The sequence below is a fragment of the Caballeronia sp. GACF4 genome (assembly GCF_023631025.1).
Lineage (GTDB): Bacteria > Pseudomonadota > Gammaproteobacteria > Burkholderiales > Burkholderiaceae > Caballeronia.
The window spans coordinates 1-18,085 of the sequence record NZ_JALQDW010000003.1; the positions used below are offsets into that span (position 1 = coordinate 1).

At 59.8% G+C, this 18,085-nt stretch carries 16 protein-coding genes and 1 tRNA gene; 7 read left to right on the forward strand and 10 right to left on the reverse strand.

The window, feature by feature from the left end:
• The first annotated feature begins 345 nt into the window (after positions 1-345).
• Positions 346-2,745: an AAA family ATPase gene (locus NCR40_RS03645; protein ID WP_250508752.1), complete on the forward strand. Its 2,400-nt coding sequence runs from the start codon at positions 346-348 to the stop codon at positions 2,743-2,745.
• 317 nt (positions 2,746-3,062) lie between these two features.
• Here the strand turns inward: NCR40_RS03645 and hemN are convergent, their stop codons facing one another.
• Positions 3,063-4,445 (reverse strand): oxygen-independent coproporphyrinogen III oxidase, encoded by a 1,383-nt coding sequence (hemN, locus tag NCR40_RS03650; RefSeq protein ID WP_250508753.1) that lies wholly within the window; start codon positions 4,443-4,445, stop codon positions 3,063-3,065.
• A 144-nt stretch (positions 4,446-4,589) separates the two neighbouring features.
• On the opposite strand from hemN, the gene NCR40_RS03655 reads away from it, so the two are divergent.
• The 3 genes from NCR40_RS03655 (at position 4,590) to NCR40_RS03665 (ending at position 6,429) form a co-directional block, all read left to right on the forward strand.
• Positions 4,590-4,871, forward strand: coding sequence for a YkgJ family cysteine cluster protein (locus tag NCR40_RS03655; protein ID WP_250508754.1), 282 nt, complete (start codon positions 4,590-4,592; stop codon positions 4,869-4,871).
• A gap of 68 nt (positions 4,872-4,939) precedes the next feature.
• On the forward strand, positions 4,940-5,533 hold the full coding sequence (locus tag NCR40_RS03660) for a DUF1439 domain-containing protein (RefSeq protein ID WP_250508755.1): 594 nt from the start codon (positions 4,940-4,942) through the stop codon (positions 5,531-5,533).
• Between the two features lie 62 nt (positions 5,534-5,595).
• Positions 5,596-6,429 (forward strand): undecaprenyl-diphosphate phosphatase, encoded by an 834-nt coding sequence (locus NCR40_RS03665; protein WP_244827409.1) that lies wholly within the window; start codon positions 5,596-5,598, stop codon positions 6,427-6,429.
• A gap of 116 nt (positions 6,430-6,545) precedes the next feature.
• Here the strand turns inward: NCR40_RS03665 and trmB are convergent, their stop codons facing one another.
• The 3 genes from trmB to NCR40_RS03680 all read right to left on the reverse strand — a co-directional run bounded on the left by trmB (position 6,546) and on the right by NCR40_RS03680 (position 8,101).
• On the reverse strand, positions 6,546-7,277 hold the full coding sequence (gene trmB / locus NCR40_RS03670; protein WP_244827410.1) for a tRNA (guanosine(46)-N7)-methyltransferase TrmB: 732 nt from the start codon (positions 7,275-7,277) through the stop codon (positions 6,546-6,548).
• Positions 7,278-7,389: 112 nt separating this feature from the next.
• A tRNA-Gly gene (locus NCR40_RS03675) sits at positions 7,390-7,464 on the reverse strand.
• A 76-nt stretch (positions 7,465-7,540) separates the two neighbouring features.
• Positions 7,541-8,101, reverse strand: a complete 561-nt coding sequence (locus NCR40_RS03680; RefSeq protein WP_244827411.1) for a YggT family protein — start codon at positions 8,099-8,101, stop codon at positions 7,541-7,543.
• A gap of 1,277 nt (positions 8,102-9,378) precedes the next feature.
• On the opposite strand from NCR40_RS03680, the gene NCR40_RS03685 reads away from it, so the two are divergent.
• Together NCR40_RS03685 and NCR40_RS03690 are read left to right on the forward strand one after the other, a co-directional pair.
• Positions 9,379-9,702 (forward strand): hypothetical protein, encoded by a 324-nt coding sequence (locus NCR40_RS03685; protein WP_284507700.1) that lies wholly within the window; start codon positions 9,379-9,381, stop codon positions 9,700-9,702.
• A 140-nt stretch (positions 9,703-9,842) separates the two neighbouring features.
• A complete protein-coding gene (locus tag NCR40_RS03690; RefSeq protein WP_250463940.1) occupies positions 9,843-10,808 on the forward strand; it encodes a threo-3-hydroxy-L-aspartate ammonia-lyase in 966 nt (321 codons plus the stop codon).
• Positions 10,809-10,844: 36 nt separating this feature from the next.
• Here the strand turns inward: NCR40_RS03690 and NCR40_RS03695 are convergent, their stop codons facing one another.
• Genes NCR40_RS03695 through NCR40_RS03705 form a run of 3 tightly spaced genes read right to left on the reverse strand, consistent with a single transcriptional unit; the run spans position 10,845 to position 14,129 of the window.
• Positions 10,845-11,513 (reverse strand): LysE family translocator, encoded by a 669-nt coding sequence (locus NCR40_RS03695; protein WP_250463942.1) that lies wholly within the window; start codon positions 11,511-11,513, stop codon positions 10,845-10,847.
• Positions 11,514-11,523: 10 nt separating this feature from the next.
• Positions 11,524-12,516 (reverse strand): asparaginase, encoded by a 993-nt coding sequence (locus NCR40_RS03700; RefSeq protein WP_250508756.1) that lies wholly within the window; start codon positions 12,514-12,516, stop codon positions 11,524-11,526.
• A complete protein-coding gene (locus NCR40_RS03705) occupies positions 12,513-14,129 on the reverse strand; it encodes a UbiD family decarboxylase (protein WP_250508757.1) in 1,617 nt (538 codons plus the stop codon). The genes NCR40_RS03700 and NCR40_RS03705 overlap by 4 nt, the downstream gene beginning before the upstream one ends.
• A 577-nt stretch (positions 14,130-14,706) precedes the next feature.
• On the opposite strand from NCR40_RS03705, the gene NCR40_RS03710 reads away from it, so the two are divergent.
• Positions 14,707-15,873 (forward strand): lytic transglycosylase domain-containing protein, encoded by a 1,167-nt coding sequence (locus NCR40_RS03710; RefSeq protein ID WP_250463949.1) that lies wholly within the window; start codon positions 14,707-14,709, stop codon positions 15,871-15,873.
• A gap of 66 nt (positions 15,874-15,939) precedes the next feature.
• Here the strand turns inward: NCR40_RS03710 and NCR40_RS03715 are convergent, their stop codons facing one another.
• Genes NCR40_RS03715 through ribH form a run of 3 tightly spaced genes read right to left on the reverse strand, consistent with a single transcriptional unit; the run spans position 15,940 to position 18,058 of the window.
• Positions 15,940-17,133 carry a pyridoxal phosphate-dependent aminotransferase gene (locus NCR40_RS03715; protein ID WP_250508758.1) on the reverse strand — a complete coding sequence of 398 codons (1,194 nt, stop codon included), beginning with the start codon at positions 17,131-17,133 and terminating at the stop codon, positions 15,940-15,942.
• Positions 17,130-17,558, reverse strand: coding sequence for a transcription antitermination factor NusB (gene nusB, locus NCR40_RS03720; RefSeq protein WP_244827419.1), 429 nt, complete (start codon positions 17,556-17,558; stop codon positions 17,130-17,132). Before nusB ends, NCR40_RS03715 begins: the two co-directional genes overlap by 4 nt.
• Positions 17,555-18,058: a 6,7-dimethyl-8-ribityllumazine synthase gene (ribH, locus tag NCR40_RS03725; protein WP_244827420.1), complete on the reverse strand. Its 504-nt coding sequence runs from the start codon at positions 18,056-18,058 to the stop codon at positions 17,555-17,557. The genes nusB and ribH overlap by 4 nt, the downstream gene beginning before the upstream one ends.
• Positions 18,059-18,085: the final 27 nt, after the last annotated feature.

Consider the following 18,085-nt stretch of genomic DNA (forward strand, 5'->3'; position numbering starts at 1 on the left):
GGCAGCGGCCCTCGGGCCGCTGCCTGAGAAGCGACGGTGCGTTTCTTCTTCATCGGCATATCCATGACTTTTACCTCACCTCTCATAATATGCCTCGCCCACAGAATTACGGATAGGTCCGGATCAATCCTCGTGTGTTAGCGCCGATGTAAAACTTACCACCGGGGGAAAGAATTTAATCGGCGTTGACAGCGATTTTTGAGAGGGAGCCTCTCGAAGTGGGCTGGGTCTTGGGAGACGGCCAGCAACGCATAAAACGCAAGCTGCACTCAAAGCCTAGAAGAACATCGTGCCCAAGAGTAAACTCTCATCAAGAAAACGAACAATATGCGAGAGACATACAAAATGATCACTGGACTCGACATTACTAGCTTCGGTAGCTTTGCGGGCTTGAATTGGAAAAGACGGGTTCGGGATGCTGGAGACAACCCACAGCATTTCAAACGCTTGAATATCCTGTATGGTCGTAACTACTCGGGGAAGACCACCCTCTCGCGAATCTTTCGGGCTTTGGAAACCGGACGCCTTCCGCAAAACTATACAGACTCGTCATTCACCGTTCACGGCGACAAGGGTGACGTTACTCAGCTCACTATCGGCACTCATGCCTACGACGTTCGAGTCTATAACCGTGATTTTGTAAGCGACAATCTCAGCTTCCTTGTCAATCAAACCAATGACGGCGAGATCAAAACCTTCGCTATTGTCGGTGAGAAGAACAAGGAGATTGAAGACGCTATTGCTGCCATCGGCGTCAAACTCGGCAGTGTCGAGAACAAGACCGGTCTTCGCCATGACCTCGAAGAAAAGCGCAAGGAGCGGGACAGGACAAAAGGCAACTACAAGACCGCCTTTGATTCTCTGGAAGGAAAGCTGCGAACTCATGCCAACGACAGGATCAAGCAGAACCGCACGTATGGCCCTGCTGTCTACAACATAGAGAGCATCAAGAAAGACATCGCTGCAGTCAAAAAGGTGGGATTCGTCCAGCTCACGACTGACGAACAAGCCGCCAAGGTCAACCTGCTCAAGCAAGAAGCCCTGCCCGACATTACAGACACGGCGTCTATCGCCCTGAAAATCGAGACAATCGCAAGCGTTGCACAAGAGTTACTGGGCAAACAGATCAAGCCGACGCAGGCGATTGGGGAGCTACTTAGCGATACTGTTCTCCAACTCTGGGTGAAACAGGGTATCCCGCTACACAAAGACAAGCGCGACACCTGTGCTTTCTGCCGTCAAAGCTTGCCGCACAACATTTGGCAACGCCTGGACTCCCACTTCAGTCAAGAGTCTGCGAACTTTGAATCCGCACTGGATTCATGTATTGCCTCCGTTGACTCTGAAATCAATCGCATTCCGGGCTTCATGACGTTGACCGGCGATAAATTCTATGCAGAAGAAAAAGTCCTGTTTGAAGCAAGACAGAAGTCGCTTGCCGATTGCCTGAAGATCTACAAGCAGGATCTAGAAGCACTGAAAGCTGCACTACACACACGAAAAAACAACCTCTTCGAGCGGGTTGCTATGCCATCGCCAGACTACGACTCTGCCGCTATCCGAGGTTGTGTGGATGACATCAATTCCCTGATAACTAAGAGCAATAGCAGAACGAGTTCTCTTGAAAAGGACAAGATTTCTGCACGCGAAGCACTTCGGCTTACCGATATAGCTTCGTTCATTACCGACATTACCTACGACGCGGAAAAAATCCGTATGGCTGAACTTGAAGCAGCGGCAGGCAACGCCAACACCGCTCACACCGACGCCAACACCGAGATCGTCAAGTTAGAAGCCGAGGTCGTTACCTTACAGGGCCAGCAGAATGATGAGCGCAAAGGTGCTGAGAGAGTCAATTCACTCTTGAATCACTTCTTCGGTCATGACGGAATCAAGCTAGAAGCGAAAGACAATGCCAAGAAGACCGCCGTTCGTTTTGAAGTCACCCGCGACGGCAAGTCGGCTTACAACCTCAGTGAAGGCGAATGTAGTCTCATTGCGTTCTGCTACTTCATTGCCAAGCTGGAAGAGCCCAACAGCAAGGGCAGAGATTTGATCATTTACATAGACGATCCGATTTCCAGCCTGGACGGCAACCACATTTTTTTTATGTTCAGCTTGATCGAAAGCTTAATTGCGAAGCCAATCAAGAACGAAGACGGATCGAACGGCTACCGCTATAAGCAACTTTTCATCTCTACCCACAATCTAGACTTCTTAAAGTATCTGAAAAACATTTCACTGCCCGCCGAAAAGAACCACGGTGGAAACCAGCATTTCATCATTGAGAGAAATGGTGGTTCGAGCAAAATTTCTATGATGCCGTCGTATCTGCGGGACTACATCACTGAATTTAACTACCTTTTCCACCAGATTTACAAATGTAGGAATCAGGATGCAGCGCAAAGTGCACATGAACCGTTCTACGGCTTCGGGAACAACCTTCGCAAGTTCCTGGAAGCGTTTTTGTTTTACAAATTCCCGCATCATGACGACAAGAATGATGCTTTTGAACGCATCAAGAAATTCTTTGGCGAAGAGGATGCGACAGCAATCGCACTGTTGAACCGCCTCAACAACGAGTTCTCACACCTTGAGTCGATCCCGGATCGAGGATTCAAGCCAGTTGAAATTCCAGAGATCGCAAAGGTGGCTAACTTCGTCCTAGATAGGATCTACGCAACTGATCCTGACCAATACAATGCTTTGCTGAAAAGCATTGGTCAGCCCGCAAGGGTGCAATAAGATAAGGGGCCCTCGGCCCCTTATTCTCTGCAGCATTGGGGATCGTCTCAGGAAGGAGTAACTCTGAAGGTGCGCAAAGGCCGAATCGCACTCGTAGCGCGTCCGTCAAGTTCTGGGAGTACTGTAGCCGTTCAACTGGCAGGCTTCCCGCTCGCTGAACGACAGGTCGTGGCCGATCGCAGCCATTCCCGCTAAATCATCCTGTCGATCCCGCACGGTCAAACGGGAGTTTCAAATATGCGAGGTTCGCAAGAACACGGCCGTTTGCCTGAATTGCTTGTTCTGGATTCTCGTTTTCGATTGCCGATAATGCCCACTCAAACCATCCGCGAAAACCGCTTCACCCTCGCCTGCCCGAGATAAGCATCAAACACAGAAGCCACGTTCCGCACCAGCATGCGTCCCGCAGGCAACACCCGAATGCCGTCGCGTCCAATCTCAACAAGCTCATCATCGACCATAGCCTCAAGCCGCGCGAGTTCATCGGCGAAAGTGCTCTCAAACGCAATGCCATGCACCCGCTCGATCTCATCGAACCACAGCCCACCACCGCACATCAACCGCATGATGACATCACGCCGCAGAAGATCATCGGCCGACAGCCGCACCCCACGCGCAATGGCAAGCCGTCCATCGTCGATAGCAGCCGCATACTCATCCACACCACGCGCATTCTGTGCGTAGACATCGCCGATCCTTCCAATCGCCGAAGCCCCGATCCCAATCAAATCACAATCCCCACGCGTGCTATATCCCTGAAAATTCCGCTGAAGCGTCCCGTCCGCGAGCGCGAGAGAAAGTTCATCACCGGGTAACGCAAAATGATCCATGCCGATATAAACATACCCCGCGTCACTCATGCGCTCGATCACGCACTCGAGAATCGCAAGCCGCACGGCAGGCGAGGGCAGCGCGGATTCATCCATCTGCCGCTGCATCTTGAACAGCGCCGGCATATGCGCATAACCAAACACCGAGACACGATCCGGCGCGAGCGCGATCATCGCATCGAGCGTGCGCGCAAAACTCTCGACGCTCTGATGAGGCAAGCCATAAATCAAATCGACGCTAATCGACTTGAAGCCATTTCGCCGCGCCGCCTGCATGACGCCTTCGGTCATCGCATAAGGCTGCACGCGGTTGATCGCCCGCTGCACGCGTTCGTCGAAATCCTGCACGCCTAGACTCAGCCGATTAAAGCCAAGCCCACGCAACATACCGATCGTTTCCGCCGATGCCTCGCGCGGATCGACTTCGATCGAATACTCGGCGCGATCGTCGGATACGAGGTTGAAGTGCTCGGCGGTCGCGGCCATCAACTCCGTCATCTCGGCGTGCGAGAGAAACGTGGGCGTGCCGCCGCCCCAATGCAGTTGCGTCACGGGACGGCGGGTATCGACAAGCGCGGCGTGCATCGCAAGTTCGCGCTTCATGCGGTCGAGATACGGCCGCGCGTGCGCGCGATTCTTCGTCGCGACCTTGTTGCAGCCGCAATAGAAGCAGACGGTGTCGCAAAACGGAATGTGGAAGTAGAGCGATAGATCGGCGGCCGGATCGGCTTTCATTGCCGCCTGGCAGTAATGCTTCGGGTCGAAGGAATCGATGAACTGGACGGCGGTCGGATAGGACGTGTAGCGCGGACCGTGCGCGTCGTAACGTTCGAGGAGATCGGGGCGGAAGAAGGTATTCGAGGATGTCATAACGGACCTTGGGCTTGCGCACGAGTGTAAAAGCGCGAGGCGCGCGGCAATTGCGAGATAAGGTCGCAGTACGGCTTCCCGGGTTTGACGGAACGCAAACTTCAGGCGTGGGACAATGCGGTTTTACGCTTTTGAGCCAATGTCATGTCGACTGCTTCGAGCGCGCCGCATGCGTGCCGCGAAGGGTGCGGTGCATGCTGCATCGCGCCTTCCATCACGAGTCCGATTCCGGGGATGCCAAACGGCAAGCCGGCCGGCGAACGTTGCGTGCAACTCGGCGATGATCTGCGTTGCGCGATTTTCGGTGATTCGCGCAGACCGGCTTGTTGCGGCGGGTTGCAGGCTTCGGCCGAGATGTGTGGGGAGACGCGGGAGTTTGCGCTCGCGTGGATCGCCAAACTTGAAGTCGCCACGCAACCGCATTGAAGTTCAGTGGTCCAATGACCGGTTTTTAGCCTCACCGCATTTCACAGTTCAGCCCCGGAGACTCCCGCATGTCCAACCCCGTCGCGCTAACCCGGCGCCGGTTCCTGCTTGCCACGCTCATCGCCTTGCCGGCGCTTGACGCGTCATCGGTGACGCAAGCAGCTTCGAATTCCATCTTCCCGTTCATTCCGGATCACTACACGTTCTCTCAGCAGCAAGTCCAGGAAGCCGTCGCGCGCAAGTTTCCCTTGCAACGCACGATCTCGCAGATTGTCGATGTCGTGTTGAGCAATCCCGTCATCGGCATGGCGCCTGATCGTAATCGCGTAACCGTGCATGTCGATGCGCGCTTCACCACGCCCTTCATGCCCAACCCCGTCAACGGCGCATTCACGCTCTCGACGCAACTCGGCTATGACGCGCAAAGCCGCTCGGTGATCCTCGTCTCGCCGAGCGTCGATGATTCGCAGTTCTCAGGGGACGCCGCGCAATACAACCAGCAGATCGCAGCCGCCGGCGCCATGCTCGCGGCGCAATTGCTCGAACGGTATCCCATCCACACCTTCAAGCCCGAAGAATTGCAGTTCGCCGGCGTTTCTTACGAACCCGGTACAATCACAGTCCTTACAAACGGCATACGTGTTCAGATCGTCGAAAAATAAGTCGAAATCTTGGCGCGGGGTGCTCCACACGAACGGCGATAACAGCGAAAAAGGGCTGACGGATGGACTGGATATTGATGGTGAAGGCGCTCGTTCTGGGCGTCGTGGAAGGGTTGACCGAATTTCTGCCGGTCTCGAGCACCGGACATCTGATCGTCGCAGGCAGTCTCCTGAATTTCACCGACGCGCAGGCTAAAACCTTCGATGTCGTCATTCAGTTCGGCGCGATTCTCGCCATCTGCTGGGAATATCGCAAAAAAATCGGCTCGGTAGTCACCGGTTTGCCGTCACGGCCGGACGCGCGGCGCTTCACGCTCAACGTGATCATCGCGACCATTCCGGCCATCGCCCTCGGTCTTTTGTTCGAGAAAAGCATCAAGGCGGTGTTGTTCTCGCCGGTGCCGGTTTCGGTGGCGCTGATTGTGGGCGGCATCGTCATATTGTGGGCGGAAGCGCGTCAGCGTGACCGCGCCGCCGCGCCGCGCGTGACTTCCATCGACGACCTCTCTTACTCCGACGCCCTCAAGGTCGGATTAGCGCAATGTTTCGCGCTGATTCCGGGCACGTCGCGCTCGGGAGCGACGATCATCGGCGGCATGCTGTTCGGACTCGAACGCCGCGTGGCCACGGAGTTCTCATTCTTTCTGGCGATTCCGATCATCTTCGGCGCAACGCTCTACGAAATGGCGAAGTACTGGCGCACGCTGACCGTGAACGATCTCGGGCTCTTTGCAATCGGGCTAGTGGCGGCGTTCGTGAGCGCGTTTATCTGTATTCGATGGCTGCTGCGTTACGTCGCCTCGCACGATTTTTCGGCGTTCGCGTGGTATCGCATCGGCTTTGGCTTGTTGATTCTGATTGTCGGTTATAGCGGCGGTTTGAGTTGGGCTGACTGAAAGTCACGCACGCTTTCTGGCGGGAGTTGAACCCCACGTCTTTTCGAAGCGTGGGGTTTTGTTTTTTGGACGTGACTAAATGTCCGCGTCTCGATTCAAAGGCAGATTGATCGTCTTCAAACGCGGCGGAACAGCAAGTCCCAAACGCCATGACCGAGATTTAATCCGCGTTTCTCGAACTTGGTCACCGGACGATAATCCGGGCGCGGCGCATAACCATCGGCGGTATTTTGAAGCGCGGGTTCGGCGGACAGCACTTCGAGCATTTGTTCGGCATAGTTTTGCCAGTCGGTCGCAAGATGCACATAACCGCCCGGTTTCACGCGCGACACGAGCAAAGCCACGAACTTCGGTTGAATCAGCCGCCGCTTGTGATGCCGCGCCTTGTGCCACGGATCGGGGAAATAAATGTGTACGCCATCCAGACTAGCCGGCGCGATCATGTGTTCGAGCACTTCCACGGCGTCGTGCTGAAGAATTCGCAGGTTGCCGAGCCCTTGTTCGCCAATCAGCTTCAGCAAGGCGCCCACGCCCGGCTCGTGCACTTCCACGCCGATGAAGTCGTCGCCCGGACGCTTGGCCGCGATTTCCGCTGTTGTCCCGCCCATGCCGAAGCCGATTTCCAGCACGCGCGGCGCTTCGCGTCCGAACACGGCTGACCAGTCGGCGACTTGCGCGTCATACGGCACGATGTAACGTGGTCCGAGTTGATCGATGGCGCGCTGCTGGCCCGGCGAAACGCGACCCGCGCGCGTCACGAAGCTGCGGATACGGCGATGGCGCAGCGTGGAGGTTTCGTCGGCGGGAGCGCTAGACGACGTGGCGTCGTCCTGGGAATCGTGATTCATGGCGAGAGCAGAGTGCGTGACTAACGCGGCGCGGCTGGCGAATCCGCACGCGTGCAGAGCGTGGAAACTAAAAAGCCGCCCGGACAACGACAGGCGGCTTTCTCGGCGATGCTGGAGCGGGCGATGGGAATCGAACCCACGTCTGTAGCTTGGGAAGCTACGGTAATGGCCATTATACGACGCCCGCGTGAGCCCGCTATTTTAAGCGGCGGCGCGGCGCAGCGCAATTGCTGCCCCGGCGCCGGCCACCATGCGGAACTCGTTCAGATGCCAAACAAGGTCATCGAAACGGCGAGACGCGTGACCACCATCAACAATACCTGCACGATGACGAACAGCAGGATTGGTGACAAATCGATGCCGCCCAAGCGCGGCAAAATGCGTCGCAGGGGATCGAGAAACGGCGCGGTGATCTGAAACAAAAGCGGCATGGCCGGCGATTGCGGATTGAGCCACGAAAGCAGCGCCATCAGAATCGTCATCCAGATGATGAGGTTCAGCGCCCACTTCACGACGGTGAGGAGGGCGACGAGCAGGATCATCGGCATCATGAGCGTCGGATCGACGTTGGCCAGCACGACCATCAACGTCACATAGACGAGCGAGGCGATGAACGCGGCGAGAATGCTCGCCCAGTCGATCTTGCCGCCGGGCAGGATCTTGCGCAGCGGCAACACGATCCAGTTGGTTGCCTGCATCACGCCGTTCGAGACCGGGTTATAGGGCGGCATGCGCACGACCTGCATCCATGCGCGCAGCAACAGCGCCGCGCCGAACAGAGTGAAGACGGTATTGAGCAGAAAACGGGCGATCTCGCCGAACATCTCGGTTCCTCGATGAAGCCGCACAGGGTTCGAACCTGCGCTGGATAGGGTGAGCGAAGCTAAGGGAAGGCGACGGCCGGGCCACTCGCCGCGAAAAGATGCGCAGGTGCGTAATCGATAAGTCTTGCGCCGCGCGATAACCCGCCAACAAGCGAAGCTTCGATGCCGACCTTGATCGTCGTTCGTTCTCGACTGACTCGTCCTGCGGACACGGCGGCTTTTCTGCGCCGTGCTTCCCCGCCCACCGGATAAGCTCGGTGGGGCGCCGGACGTCACCTTAACATGGCTTGACGGCGGCTTGGGCGCGTTGTCGCACAAGGCGCGGCCGTTTGAGGTTTCGCGGCTTGAAAGGCGCATGCAAGGAGCGTTCGCGAACCTGTAGGAAAGAGATTCTCGCGACGGAAAACCCTAGTGTTGTCAATTCGAGACGATCGCAAAAGGCGCGTTTTACGTAGAACTGGCAGGATAGGGCAACGAAAAGCGAAACGGGTTACATAGAAAAGCTGGGGATTCTTCTGGCAACGAGGCGTAAAGCTGGCCGGAAAAGCACAAGCAGCCGAGGCCTTCGGAACCATTTCCCGCTTTTGTCTGAAAGCCCGCGAGTCTTAACGCCGGATGTGGTTCAACACACACCGATCGAAAGGCTTGGGTTCTATCCCGCACATTGATGCACGGACAGGGCGCGAATACTAAAGAAAAGACGGATCAACAGGGAAAACGGTGGCGCGAGAAAGCGCACGGTTTTCCGTGAGGTTTAATCGCTACGTTCGGAGGTCGCTGTGAGCATTTTCTCTTATCGAAAACATTTGCGATTCTTGAGCCAGGCCCAGCGGCGTCGCTGGTGGGATCAGAAAAAGCGTCTAACGCCTCGGGTGGTCATCAGCGGGGCATACGTGCCGCCGAATGTCTCGCGCGAATTCGCTTATGTGAAGGTGGGTTGAAGCGTCGTCACTATTCGAACTTTGTGTTTGCAAAGCCCCGCCTGATCGACTGCCCGGCGGGGTTTTTCTTTGCATTTGTAAATGTCGTTACTTGCTGGGCAGCGAAAGTCCGGTCGCAGGACTTTTGCTGATCGAAAGGCACGCCGGACGGCCGACTCGCGTGGGCGCGCACGTTCTAGCCTTTCCAGAAGCGTAAGAAAACTTGCAATTTGCAACATATGGTTCCAGCGGCGTTTGGCCTTTTTCGATAGATTGAAGCCATACCGTCGTTTGTCGTGCCGTACGGATCGGCAGCAGGCGGCGAGGAGAACGAAGGTGAATAGGCTCGCTTATTGGATGGTTGCAGGGGCGCTGGGTGTCGGCATTGTTGGCGCTGCACAGGCGCATGTTTCGGTGGGCATCGGGATCGGGGTTCCCGCGTATCCGGTTTATCAGGCGCCGCCGCCGCCGGTTTATGTCGCGCCGCCCGCGCCGGTGTACGTAGCGCCGCAGCAGCCGGTGTATGTTGCGCCGCCGCCGCCCGTGGTCTATGCGCCGCCGCCTCCGGTCGTCGTCGGAAGCTATGGTTACGGCTACTACGGTCGCCCTTACTATCATCACGGCTACTACCGGGGCGGTCCCGGCTACTATCGGGGCGGTCCGGGCTACTGGCACCGCTGATCGACAATTCGGCTGTCGAATCTCCTGGCGATGCATGTCCCCAAGCGGACCTGCATCGCTTATTTCATTGCGGCATCGCTTTTCAGAAGCGCGTCATAACTGGGACAATGACGGCTCTCCTCACCCCTCGTCCTCGTCCCATGTCCTCACTTCCCGCACCTACCTTCGAAGACGTCGCCGATGCCGCTCGCCGCATCGAAGGCGTCGCGCATCGCACGCCGGTTCTCACGTCCACTACGGCCGACGCCATGTCGGGCGCGTCGCTCTTCTTCAAATGCGAAAACTTCCAGCGCATGGGCGCGTTCAAGTTTCGCGGCGCCTATAACGCGTTGTCCCATTTCGACGATGCCCAGCGCAAAGCCGGCGTTATCACGTACTCGTCGGGCAATCATGCGCAGGCCATCGCGTTGTCGGCGAAGCTCGCGGGCATCCGCGCGACCATCGTCATGCCCGAAGACGCGCCTGCCGCGAAGATGGCCGCGACGCGCGGCTATGGCGGCGAAGTGATCACCTACGATCGCTATACGCAGAACCGCGAGGAAATCGGCCGCGCGCTCGCAGAGGAACGCGGCATGACCCTGATCCCGCCATACGATCATCCACATGTGATCGCGGGGCAGGGCACGGCGGCAAAGGAATTGATCGAAGAAACCGGACCGCTGGATTACCTGTTCGTCTGCCTCGGCGGCGGCGGGCTGATCGGCGGATGCGCTCTCGCCGCTGCCGCGCTCAGCCCGTCGTGCAAGGTGATCGGCGTTGAGCCGGAAGCGGGCAACGACGCGCAGCAGTCACTCGCGCGCGGCGAGATCGTGCATATCGAAGTGCCGCGCACGATCGCCGATGGCGCCGCTTCCACGCATGTCGGCGAATACAACTTCCCGATCATCCAGCGTCATGTGGACAGCATCGTCACCGTGAGCGACGCCCAGTTGATCGACACGCTGCGCTTTTTCGCGCAACGCATGAAGATGGTCGTCGAGCCGACCGGCTGTCTGGCCGCCGCGGCCGTGCTGCAGAAAGTGGTGCCGGTGGAAGGCAAGCGCGTGGGTGTGATCGTGAGCGGCGGCAACGTCGATCTGGCGCGTCTGGCGGAGTTCGTCGCCTGACGTGGGCTCGCTCATCGCGCGAAAGGCACGCGCCGCTCAAACCGGCGCGTGCACGATCAGATCGCGGTAACCATTGACGGTCACGCTGTACGCGAAATAAGCGAATAGCACGGCCGAAAGCACATGACACGCGCGCAGCAGGCTCGTGCCCGCGCGCTTGCGGCCGTGGCTCGCCAGCGTGCAGACGAAGAGCGTCCAGCCGAGTCCGCCGCAAAAGAAGCCGATCAGGAACACGGACGCGCTCATCGCGCTGGTCGCGCCGGCCTTGGCGATCAACGCGCCGCCCACGGCCGCGAACCAGAGAATCGCACTTGGCGACGACACCGCGAGCAAACAGCCACGCACGAAACTCTTCGCATGACTTTGGCGTGGCAGACGGTCGTCAGCTTCGCCTTCGACAGGCGGCGCGGATGCGGGATTCAGCGCCTCGCGCGCCATCTTCCACGTGAGGAACAGAAGCACGATCGCCCCGCCGATCCACACGACCCATCGCACGGCCGCGAATTGCAGAAGCGCCGACATGCCGGCCAGCGCGAGCGCCGCGTAGAAGAGATCGCCGAAACAGGTCCCGAGGCCGAGCACGAATCCTGGTTTGAAGCCGTGCGACAGCACGAGCGAAATGATCGCGACATTGGCAATGCCGATATCCAGACACAGCGACAACGACAAAAAGAAGCCGTCGGACAGCAGGGACCACGAGTGCATCGTCTTTTTTTTAGTGATCGCGTAGCGCGAAGTGGATGTCGAGGCGGCCGGTCGGTACGCCGACCGTGTTGCGCATTGGCGGGTGGCGAAAGCGTGCGAGCGCGCCAAGCTGCTCGTCCGTGCCTATGCCAAGCCGTTCGAGTACATGCACGACGACCGCGTTGAGCACGCCGGTGTTGCCGTCTTCCACCTTCACCGCGATGCCGAGTGTGCCTTCGGGGCGCCGCACGCCAATGGCGTAGCACGCGTCCGCGCCGGTCTTGCCGACGAGCGTGCCGCCGAAGGTTTGCATCAGCAGCGTACAGAAGCGGCCTTCGCCGGCGACGAGTTCGGGATGCGCCGTCATCGCCTCGTGGATACGCGCGAGCGGCGTACCGTCCGGCGCATCGGCGATTTTTGCGAAGAGCCGCGCGAGGCGATCGAGCGGGAAGGCGGGCGTTGGCAGATTGCAGCCGTCGATGGCCCATTGCACTTCGTCGTCGGCGAGATCAACGACGCGCGCCATCGTCCGCTTGACCCACGCCTGCAGCGGATGCGCGGGCAGATGATAACCGTCGAGCGGCGCATTCATGGCGCGCGCGCCGGCCAGCATGCCGGCGTGCTTGCCGGAACAATTGCTGCACACGGGCGTCGGCGTGAAATCGCGTTTGATCCAGTCGCGGAAGACGGCATCGGAAATGGGCGGATGGCCGCCGCAGCGAAGATCGGCTTCGCTTGCTTCGGCTTTCGCGAGCATCGCCCGCGCGCGCTCGATATGACGCGGCTCGCTGTTATGCGACGCGCACATCAACGCCAGATCTTCTTCGCTGAAGCCGAAGCGTTCGAGCGCGCCGGTTTCGAGCACGGCCAACGCCTGCGCGGGTTTCGCCGCCGAGCGCGGCAAGGTCACGCGATATGGATCGCCGAACGAATGCAGCACGCGCCCGGATGCATCGACCACCGCGACATGCGCCGCATGCGTGTTCTCGATGACATCGCCACGAAAAACCGTCGCCCCGATCATGCTTTTCTCGCCGATGACGACGTGTCGAGGCCGAGTTCGCTCCACAACGTATCGACGCGGCGCTTGACGGCTTCGTCCATGACAATCGGGCGGCCCCATTCGCGCGTGGTCTCGCCGGGCCATTTGTTGGTCGCGTCGAGTCCCATCTTCGAGCCGAGCCCCGCCATGGGCGACGCGAAGTCGAGATAGTCGATCGGCGTGTTGTCCGCGAGCACGGTATCGCGCACGGGGTCCACTCGCGTCGTGATCGCCCAGATGACTTCCTTCCAGTCGCGCACGTTCACGTCTTCGTCGACCACGACGATGAACTTCGTGTACATGAACTGCCGCAGGAAACTCCATACGCCGAACATCACGCGCTTGGCGTGGCCGGGATAGCTCTTCTTCATCTGCACGATGGCCATGCGATAACTGCAGCCTTCTGGCGGCAGATAGAAGTCCGTGATCTCGGTGAACTGCTTTTGGAGGAGTGGCACGAAGACTTCGTTGAGCGCGACGCCGAGCACGGCCGGTTCGTCGGGCGGCTTGCCGGTATAGGTCGAATGGAAGAGGGCGTCGCGCCGCATGGTGATCTTTTCGACGGTGAAGACCGGGAACCACTCCTGTTCGTTGTAGTAGCCGGTGTGATCGCCGTATGGACCTTCGAGCGCGTGTTCGTATTTCGCGGATGCCCCCGCGGACGGACGCGGCGGCGCGCCCGCGGGCGCAGGCGGCGGCACGCCGTCTTGCGGATGGATGAAGCCTTCGAGCACGATCTCCGCGCGCGCCGGTACTTGCAGCGTGTCGACGCCAGGCGTCAGGCACTTCGCCAGTTCAGTGCGCGAGCCGCGCAGCAGCCCCGCGAACTGATACTCGGACAACGAATCGGGCACCGGCGTGACGGCGCCGAGGATCGTCGCGGGATCGGCGCCGAGCACGACCGCCACGGGATACGGCTTGCCGGGATTGGCGAGCGCGAATTCGCGAAAGTCGAGCGCGCCGCCGCGATGAGCGAGCCATCGCATGATGAGTTTGTTGCGCCCGATCAGCTGTTGCCGATAAATGCCGAGATTCTGCCGCGACTTGTTGGGGCCGCGCGTGACGGTGAGGCCCCAGGTGAGCAGCGGGCCGGCGTCGCCGGGCCAGCAGGTTTGGATCGGCAAGCGCGCGAGATCGACATCGTTGCCTTCCCAAACTATTTCCTGGCAAGGCGGCGAATTCACCGACTTCGGCGCCATGTCCCAAACGGCCTTGGCAAGCGACAACAGCTTGCCCGCGTCCTTTAAACCCTTGGGCGGCTCGGGCTCCTTGAGCGCCGAGAGTAGCCGGCCAACATCGCGCAGCGAGCCGAGCGCGGCGGTGTCGCTGCCGAGGGCCGTATCGTCGCCGCTCTGCGCTTGCGTTTCGATACCCATTCCGAGCGCCACCCGGCGCGTCGTGCCGAAGAGGTTCGCAAGCACGGGCATGGAATGTCCCGTTGGCGTTTCGAACAACAGGGCAGGGCCGCCCGCGCGCAATACGCGATCGGAAATTTCGGTGATTTCGAGAACGGGGGAAACGGGCTGCCGAACACGGCGCAGTTCACCTAGCGCTTCGAGGCGGGCGGTGAAGTCGCGCAGATCTTTGTATTTCATCGATGATCAGAAAGGGACTCGAGGACGGCCCAGAAGGGCGGGACGGCTGCGCGCCAGACGATTGTCGATTTTACATGCGCTCGCGTCGGTGCGTTCGGAGACATTCAGCAAATTCCGCTTCCAATGCCCCAACTGGCGCGGTTTTCGGCAACTGAACACTGTTCGTTATTACTTCAAGTAATTGAAACGGAAGTCTATAGCATTGACGGATGATTAAAGCCTGCTAGAATCCTTTGCCATCCTTTGCGGGTTTTGAAACTTTTTACCGCTGCCTCAGGTCTTTTAGACGCACATGCGTCGCCTGCGCCGAACCTGCCCGGCGATTCATGGCTGTTGGTTGTCACGGCCGGCGTTACCAGCGCCGGTTTTTCGCGTGGAAAGCCTCTGCGCATTCATGGCATGCAGTTCGTGCCGCGCACTCCGGTCAACTTTTTAACCGGCGGCTTTCCAGACGGCTCCATGCCGTTTCCCCGATGCCGTTTGTGCTTGCCGAGAGCGAGCGGTGTCTGATTTACGCATTGAATTCGCGTTTTATTCGTATTCATCTGCGTTGAATCAAGCAACATTGGGAGCATAGATGAACGCTTCGGTTTTCTGGGGTTCCGACACCCGCGCAGCGCAGATCGTGCGCATTGCGCTGCGTCGCGGACGCCGTTTGAGTCAGCATCTCTTCAGCCTCGTCGGCGGCGCCGCCGTCATCACGGCTTTCGCACTTTGGCTCCTGCCTTCCTGGCGTACGACCTTCGCCGCACGAATCATGCCGTTCGTTTCGGCGGCCGTGCAGGCCGGTCCGGCTCGCTTGCTCGCGGGGCAGCCGCTGCCGCCGTTCGCGGCGGTGCATCGGCCGCCGGTCGAGTCGAATCTGGCTGTCAATCTCGTGTCGAAAGCACGGGCCGCGGATGCGCGCGAAGTGCCCGCAACCGCCGCTCCGTCGCTCGGCGCCGCGACCTACGACGACGCCAGCGCCCGCCAGCTTACGGGCGGCATCAGCCTCGCCGTATCGCCTAACGGGCTCGATCCGCGCACCATGCCCTCCGTCGGCATGCTCGCGAGTCTGATTCCCGCCCAACGCGTCGTCGCCGATGCCCGCGACGACCGCGTCCTCATCTCGACGCGTGAGCAGCAACTCGTCGCCAGCTTCATCGCGCGGCGATATCGCGTGGCGCAGGACCCGGTCAGCGAGCTCGTGCGCGCGGCCTTCGATACCGGCCGCGAAGTGGGCCTCGATCCGTTGCTGTTGCTTTCGGTAATGGCGATCGAGTCCGGCTTCAATCCGTATGCGGAAAGCGGCGTGGGTGCGCAGGGTCTGATGCAGGTGATGTCGAAGGTTCATTCCGACAAGTTCCAGTACTTCGGCGGTTCGCACGCGGCGCTCGATCCGCTCGCGAATATCAAGGTCGGCGCGCTGGTGCTGAAGGACTGTATCGCGCGTGGTGGTTCGGTCGCGGGCGGTCTGCGTTATTACGTGGGTTCGTCGACGCAGGACGATGGCGGGTACGGCGCGAAGGTGCTGGCCGAGCGATCGCGTCTGCGCGATGTCGCGCGTGGCCGCAATGTGCCGATCAACTCGCCGCAAGCGCCCGTGCAGGCGGCGCCGAAGCAGGTTCTCGCTTCTACGTCGGCCGCCACGGCGGATGGCAGCAAGCGCGTGCATGCGACCATCGACAATCAGAAGAAAGCGGAATCGCAGGACGAAACCGATAGTGAAGCGAAGCATGTTGCTTCGGCCGAGTTCGGCGCCTGAGTTTTTTTCGTCGAGTCGTAAAAAAGGGCACCCTCGGGTGCCCTTTTGCTTTTCTTCGCTGCAAATTTATCGGCTGAAAAGCGAGCCCAGGCGGTGAGCCGCTTCCTCCAGCTTTGCGTGCGCCGTCGCGTATGAAACCCGGATATAGCGCTCGGGCGCATGAAAGCCGAAATCGGCGCCTGGTACGAGCACGACGCCTGCATCGTGAAGCATCGATTGCGTAAGCGTGCCACTGTGGCCGGCTGCGGGGTGCGCGACGCTCATCGTGTCCGCATAGACGTAGAAGGCGCCGTCGGGCGTGACCGGCACGCCAAAGCCCAGCGAACGCAACGCCGGCACGATGTAATCGCGCCGGCGCTTGAATTCGAGGCGGCGCGCTTCGTAGATCGCGATTGTCTCCGGCTCGAAGCAGGCGAGCGCCGCGTGCTGCGCCAGCGCCGATGCGCAGATGAAAAGGTTCTGCGAGAGCTTCTCGACTGCCGGAACCATTGCGTGCGGCACGACCAGCCAGCCGAGCCGCCAGCCGGTCATGCTGAAATATTTCGAAAAGCTGTTTACGGTGACGACATCGTCGCCGAAGGAGAGCGCCGAGATGGGCTTCGCGTCGTAACTCAAGCCCTGATAGATCTCGTCGACGATCGTGAAGCCGCCGCGCGCACGCACCGCATTCACGATGCGCTTCAGTTCATCCGGCGCGATGGACGTGCCCGTCGGGTTCGACGGCGACGCCAGCAATACGCCGCGCGTTTGCGGCCGCCAGTATTCCTCGACGTGAGCCGCCGTCAACTGAAAGCGCTCGGCCGGACCGCTTGGGATCAGCACGGGCTTGCCGTCCGCCGCCGACACGAAATGCCGGTTGCACGGATAGCACGGGTCGGGCATCAGCACTTCGTCGCCGTGATCGACGAGCGTCATGCACGCGAGCAACAGCGCCGCCGATGCACCCGCCGTCACCACGATGCGCTGCGGGTCGACCGTGAGGCCGAACGCATCGCGATAGTGCTGAGAGATCGCCTCGCGCAGCGCGGTCACGCCGAGCGCATTCGTGTATTGCGTGACGCCGCGCTGCAAGGCATCCGCGGCGGCGCGCGTGACCGGTTCGGGCGCCGTGAAATCCGGCTCGCCGATACCCATATGGATGATGTCGCGCCCCGCGCGTTCCAGCGCCTGCGCGTCCTTCATCAACTCCATCACGTAGAACGGCTCGATCGCGTCGACCCGTGACGCAAGCCGCACCAGCGGCTCGGTGGCGGTGTTCATCTGCGCGCCTGCGCCTCGGTCGGACGCAAGGCGACCGCGAGCTTGTCGAGCACGCCGTTCACGTACTTGTAGCCATCCGAACCGCCGAACGTCTTGGTCAGCTCGACCGCCTCGTTAATCACCACGCGATACGGAATGTCCAGGTGATGCTTGAATTCGAACGCGGCGACCAGCAGAACCGCGCGCTCCACCGGCGACAGTTGCTCGATCGGCCGGTCGAGACACGGCTGCAACTGCTCGGAGAGCACGTCGGCTTCCTTGATCACGCCGTGCAGAATGGCATCCAGATGCTCATGGTCGGCCTTGTCGAAGCCCTGCGCATTGCGCAACTGCGCGTCGATCTCGCCGCCGGGCGCACCCGACAGCAGCCATTGATAAAGCCCTTGCGTCGCGAGTTCACGCGAGCGGCGTCGAGCGCTCTTCATGCGCGGTCCTCGTCTTCGTCTTCTTCGTCGTCGCCGCCGAGCTGTTCCAGCGCGACGGAAAGATTCGCCATTTCAACTGCCACGCGTGCCGCATCGCGGCCTTTTTCCGTCATGCGCGCGACGGCTTGTTCGTCGTTTTCGGTCGTCAGCACGGCGTTCGCCACCGGCACGCCGAAGTCGAGCGCAATGCGCGAAATGCCCGAGCCGCTTTCGTTCGAAACCAGTTCGAAGTGATACGTCTCGCCGCGCACCACGGCGCCGAGCGCGATCAGCGCGTCGAACTGGCCGGATTCCGCGAGTTTTTGCAGCGCCAGCGGAATTTCGAGCGCGCCCGGCACGGTGACGAGCAGCACGTCTTCGCCGATCACGCCGAGGCGTTCCAGCTCTTCGATGCACGCATCGGCAAGGCCATTGCACACGGGTTCGTTGAAGCGCGACTGCACGATGCCGATGCGCAGACCGTCACCGTCGAGATTCGGCTGGTATTGTCCGATTTCCATGAATGAGTTCCGTTGGTTTGGAATGAG

Coding starts and splice junctions, on each gene's coding strand:
- NCR40_RS03710 (WP_250463949.1), top strand. CDS start 14,707: ATGAACGCTTCGGTTTTCTGGGGTTCCGACACCCGCGCAGCGCAGATC.
- trmB (WP_244827410.1), bottom strand. CDS start 7,277: ATGAATCACGATTCCCAGGACGACGCCACGTCGTCTAGCGCTCCCGCC.
- NCR40_RS03685 (WP_284507700.1), top strand. CDS start 9,379: ATGGTTGCAGGGGCGCTGGGTGTCGGCATTGTTGGCGCTGCACAGGCG.
- NCR40_RS03655 (WP_250508754.1), top strand. CDS start 4,590: ATGTCGACTGCTTCGAGCGCGCCGCATGCGTGCCGCGAAGGGTGCGGT.
- hemN (WP_250508753.1), bottom strand. CDS start 4,445: ATGACATCCTCGAATACCTTCTTCCGCCCCGATCTCCTCGAACGTTAC.
- NCR40_RS03705 (WP_250508757.1), bottom strand. CDS start 14,129: ATGAAATACAAAGATCTGCGCGACTTCACCGCCCGCCTCGAAGCGCTA.
- NCR40_RS03695 (WP_250463942.1), bottom strand. CDS start 11,513: ATGCACTCGTGGTCCCTGCTGTCCGACGGCTTCTTTTTGTCGTTGTCG.
- NCR40_RS03715 (WP_250508758.1), bottom strand. CDS start 17,133: ATGAACACCGCCACCGAGCCGCTGGTGCGGCTTGCGTCACGGGTCGAC.
- NCR40_RS03700 (WP_250508756.1), bottom strand. CDS start 12,516: ATGATCGGGGCGACGGTTTTTCGTGGCGATGTCATCGAGAACACGCAT.
- ribH (WP_244827420.1), bottom strand. CDS start 18,058: ATGGAAATCGGACAATACCAGCCGAATCTCGACGGTGACGGTCTGCGC.
- NCR40_RS03690 (WP_250463940.1), top strand. CDS start 9,843: ATGTCCTCACTTCCCGCACCTACCTTCGAAGACGTCGCCGATGCCGCT.
- NCR40_RS03665 (WP_244827409.1), top strand. CDS start 5,596: ATGGACTGGATATTGATGGTGAAGGCGCTCGTTCTGGGCGTCGTGGAA.
- NCR40_RS03680 (WP_244827411.1), bottom strand. CDS start 8,101: ATGTTCGGCGAGATCGCCCGTTTTCTGCTCAATACCGTCTTCACTCTG.
- nusB (WP_244827419.1), bottom strand. CDS start 17,558: ATGAAGAGCGCTCGACGCCGCTCGCGTGAACTCGCGACGCAAGGGCTT.
- NCR40_RS03660 (WP_250508755.1), top strand. CDS start 4,940: ATGTCCAACCCCGTCGCGCTAACCCGGCGCCGGTTCCTGCTTGCCACG.
- NCR40_RS03645 (WP_250508752.1), top strand. CDS start 346: ATGATCACTGGACTCGACATTACTAGCTTCGGTAGCTTTGCGGGCTTG.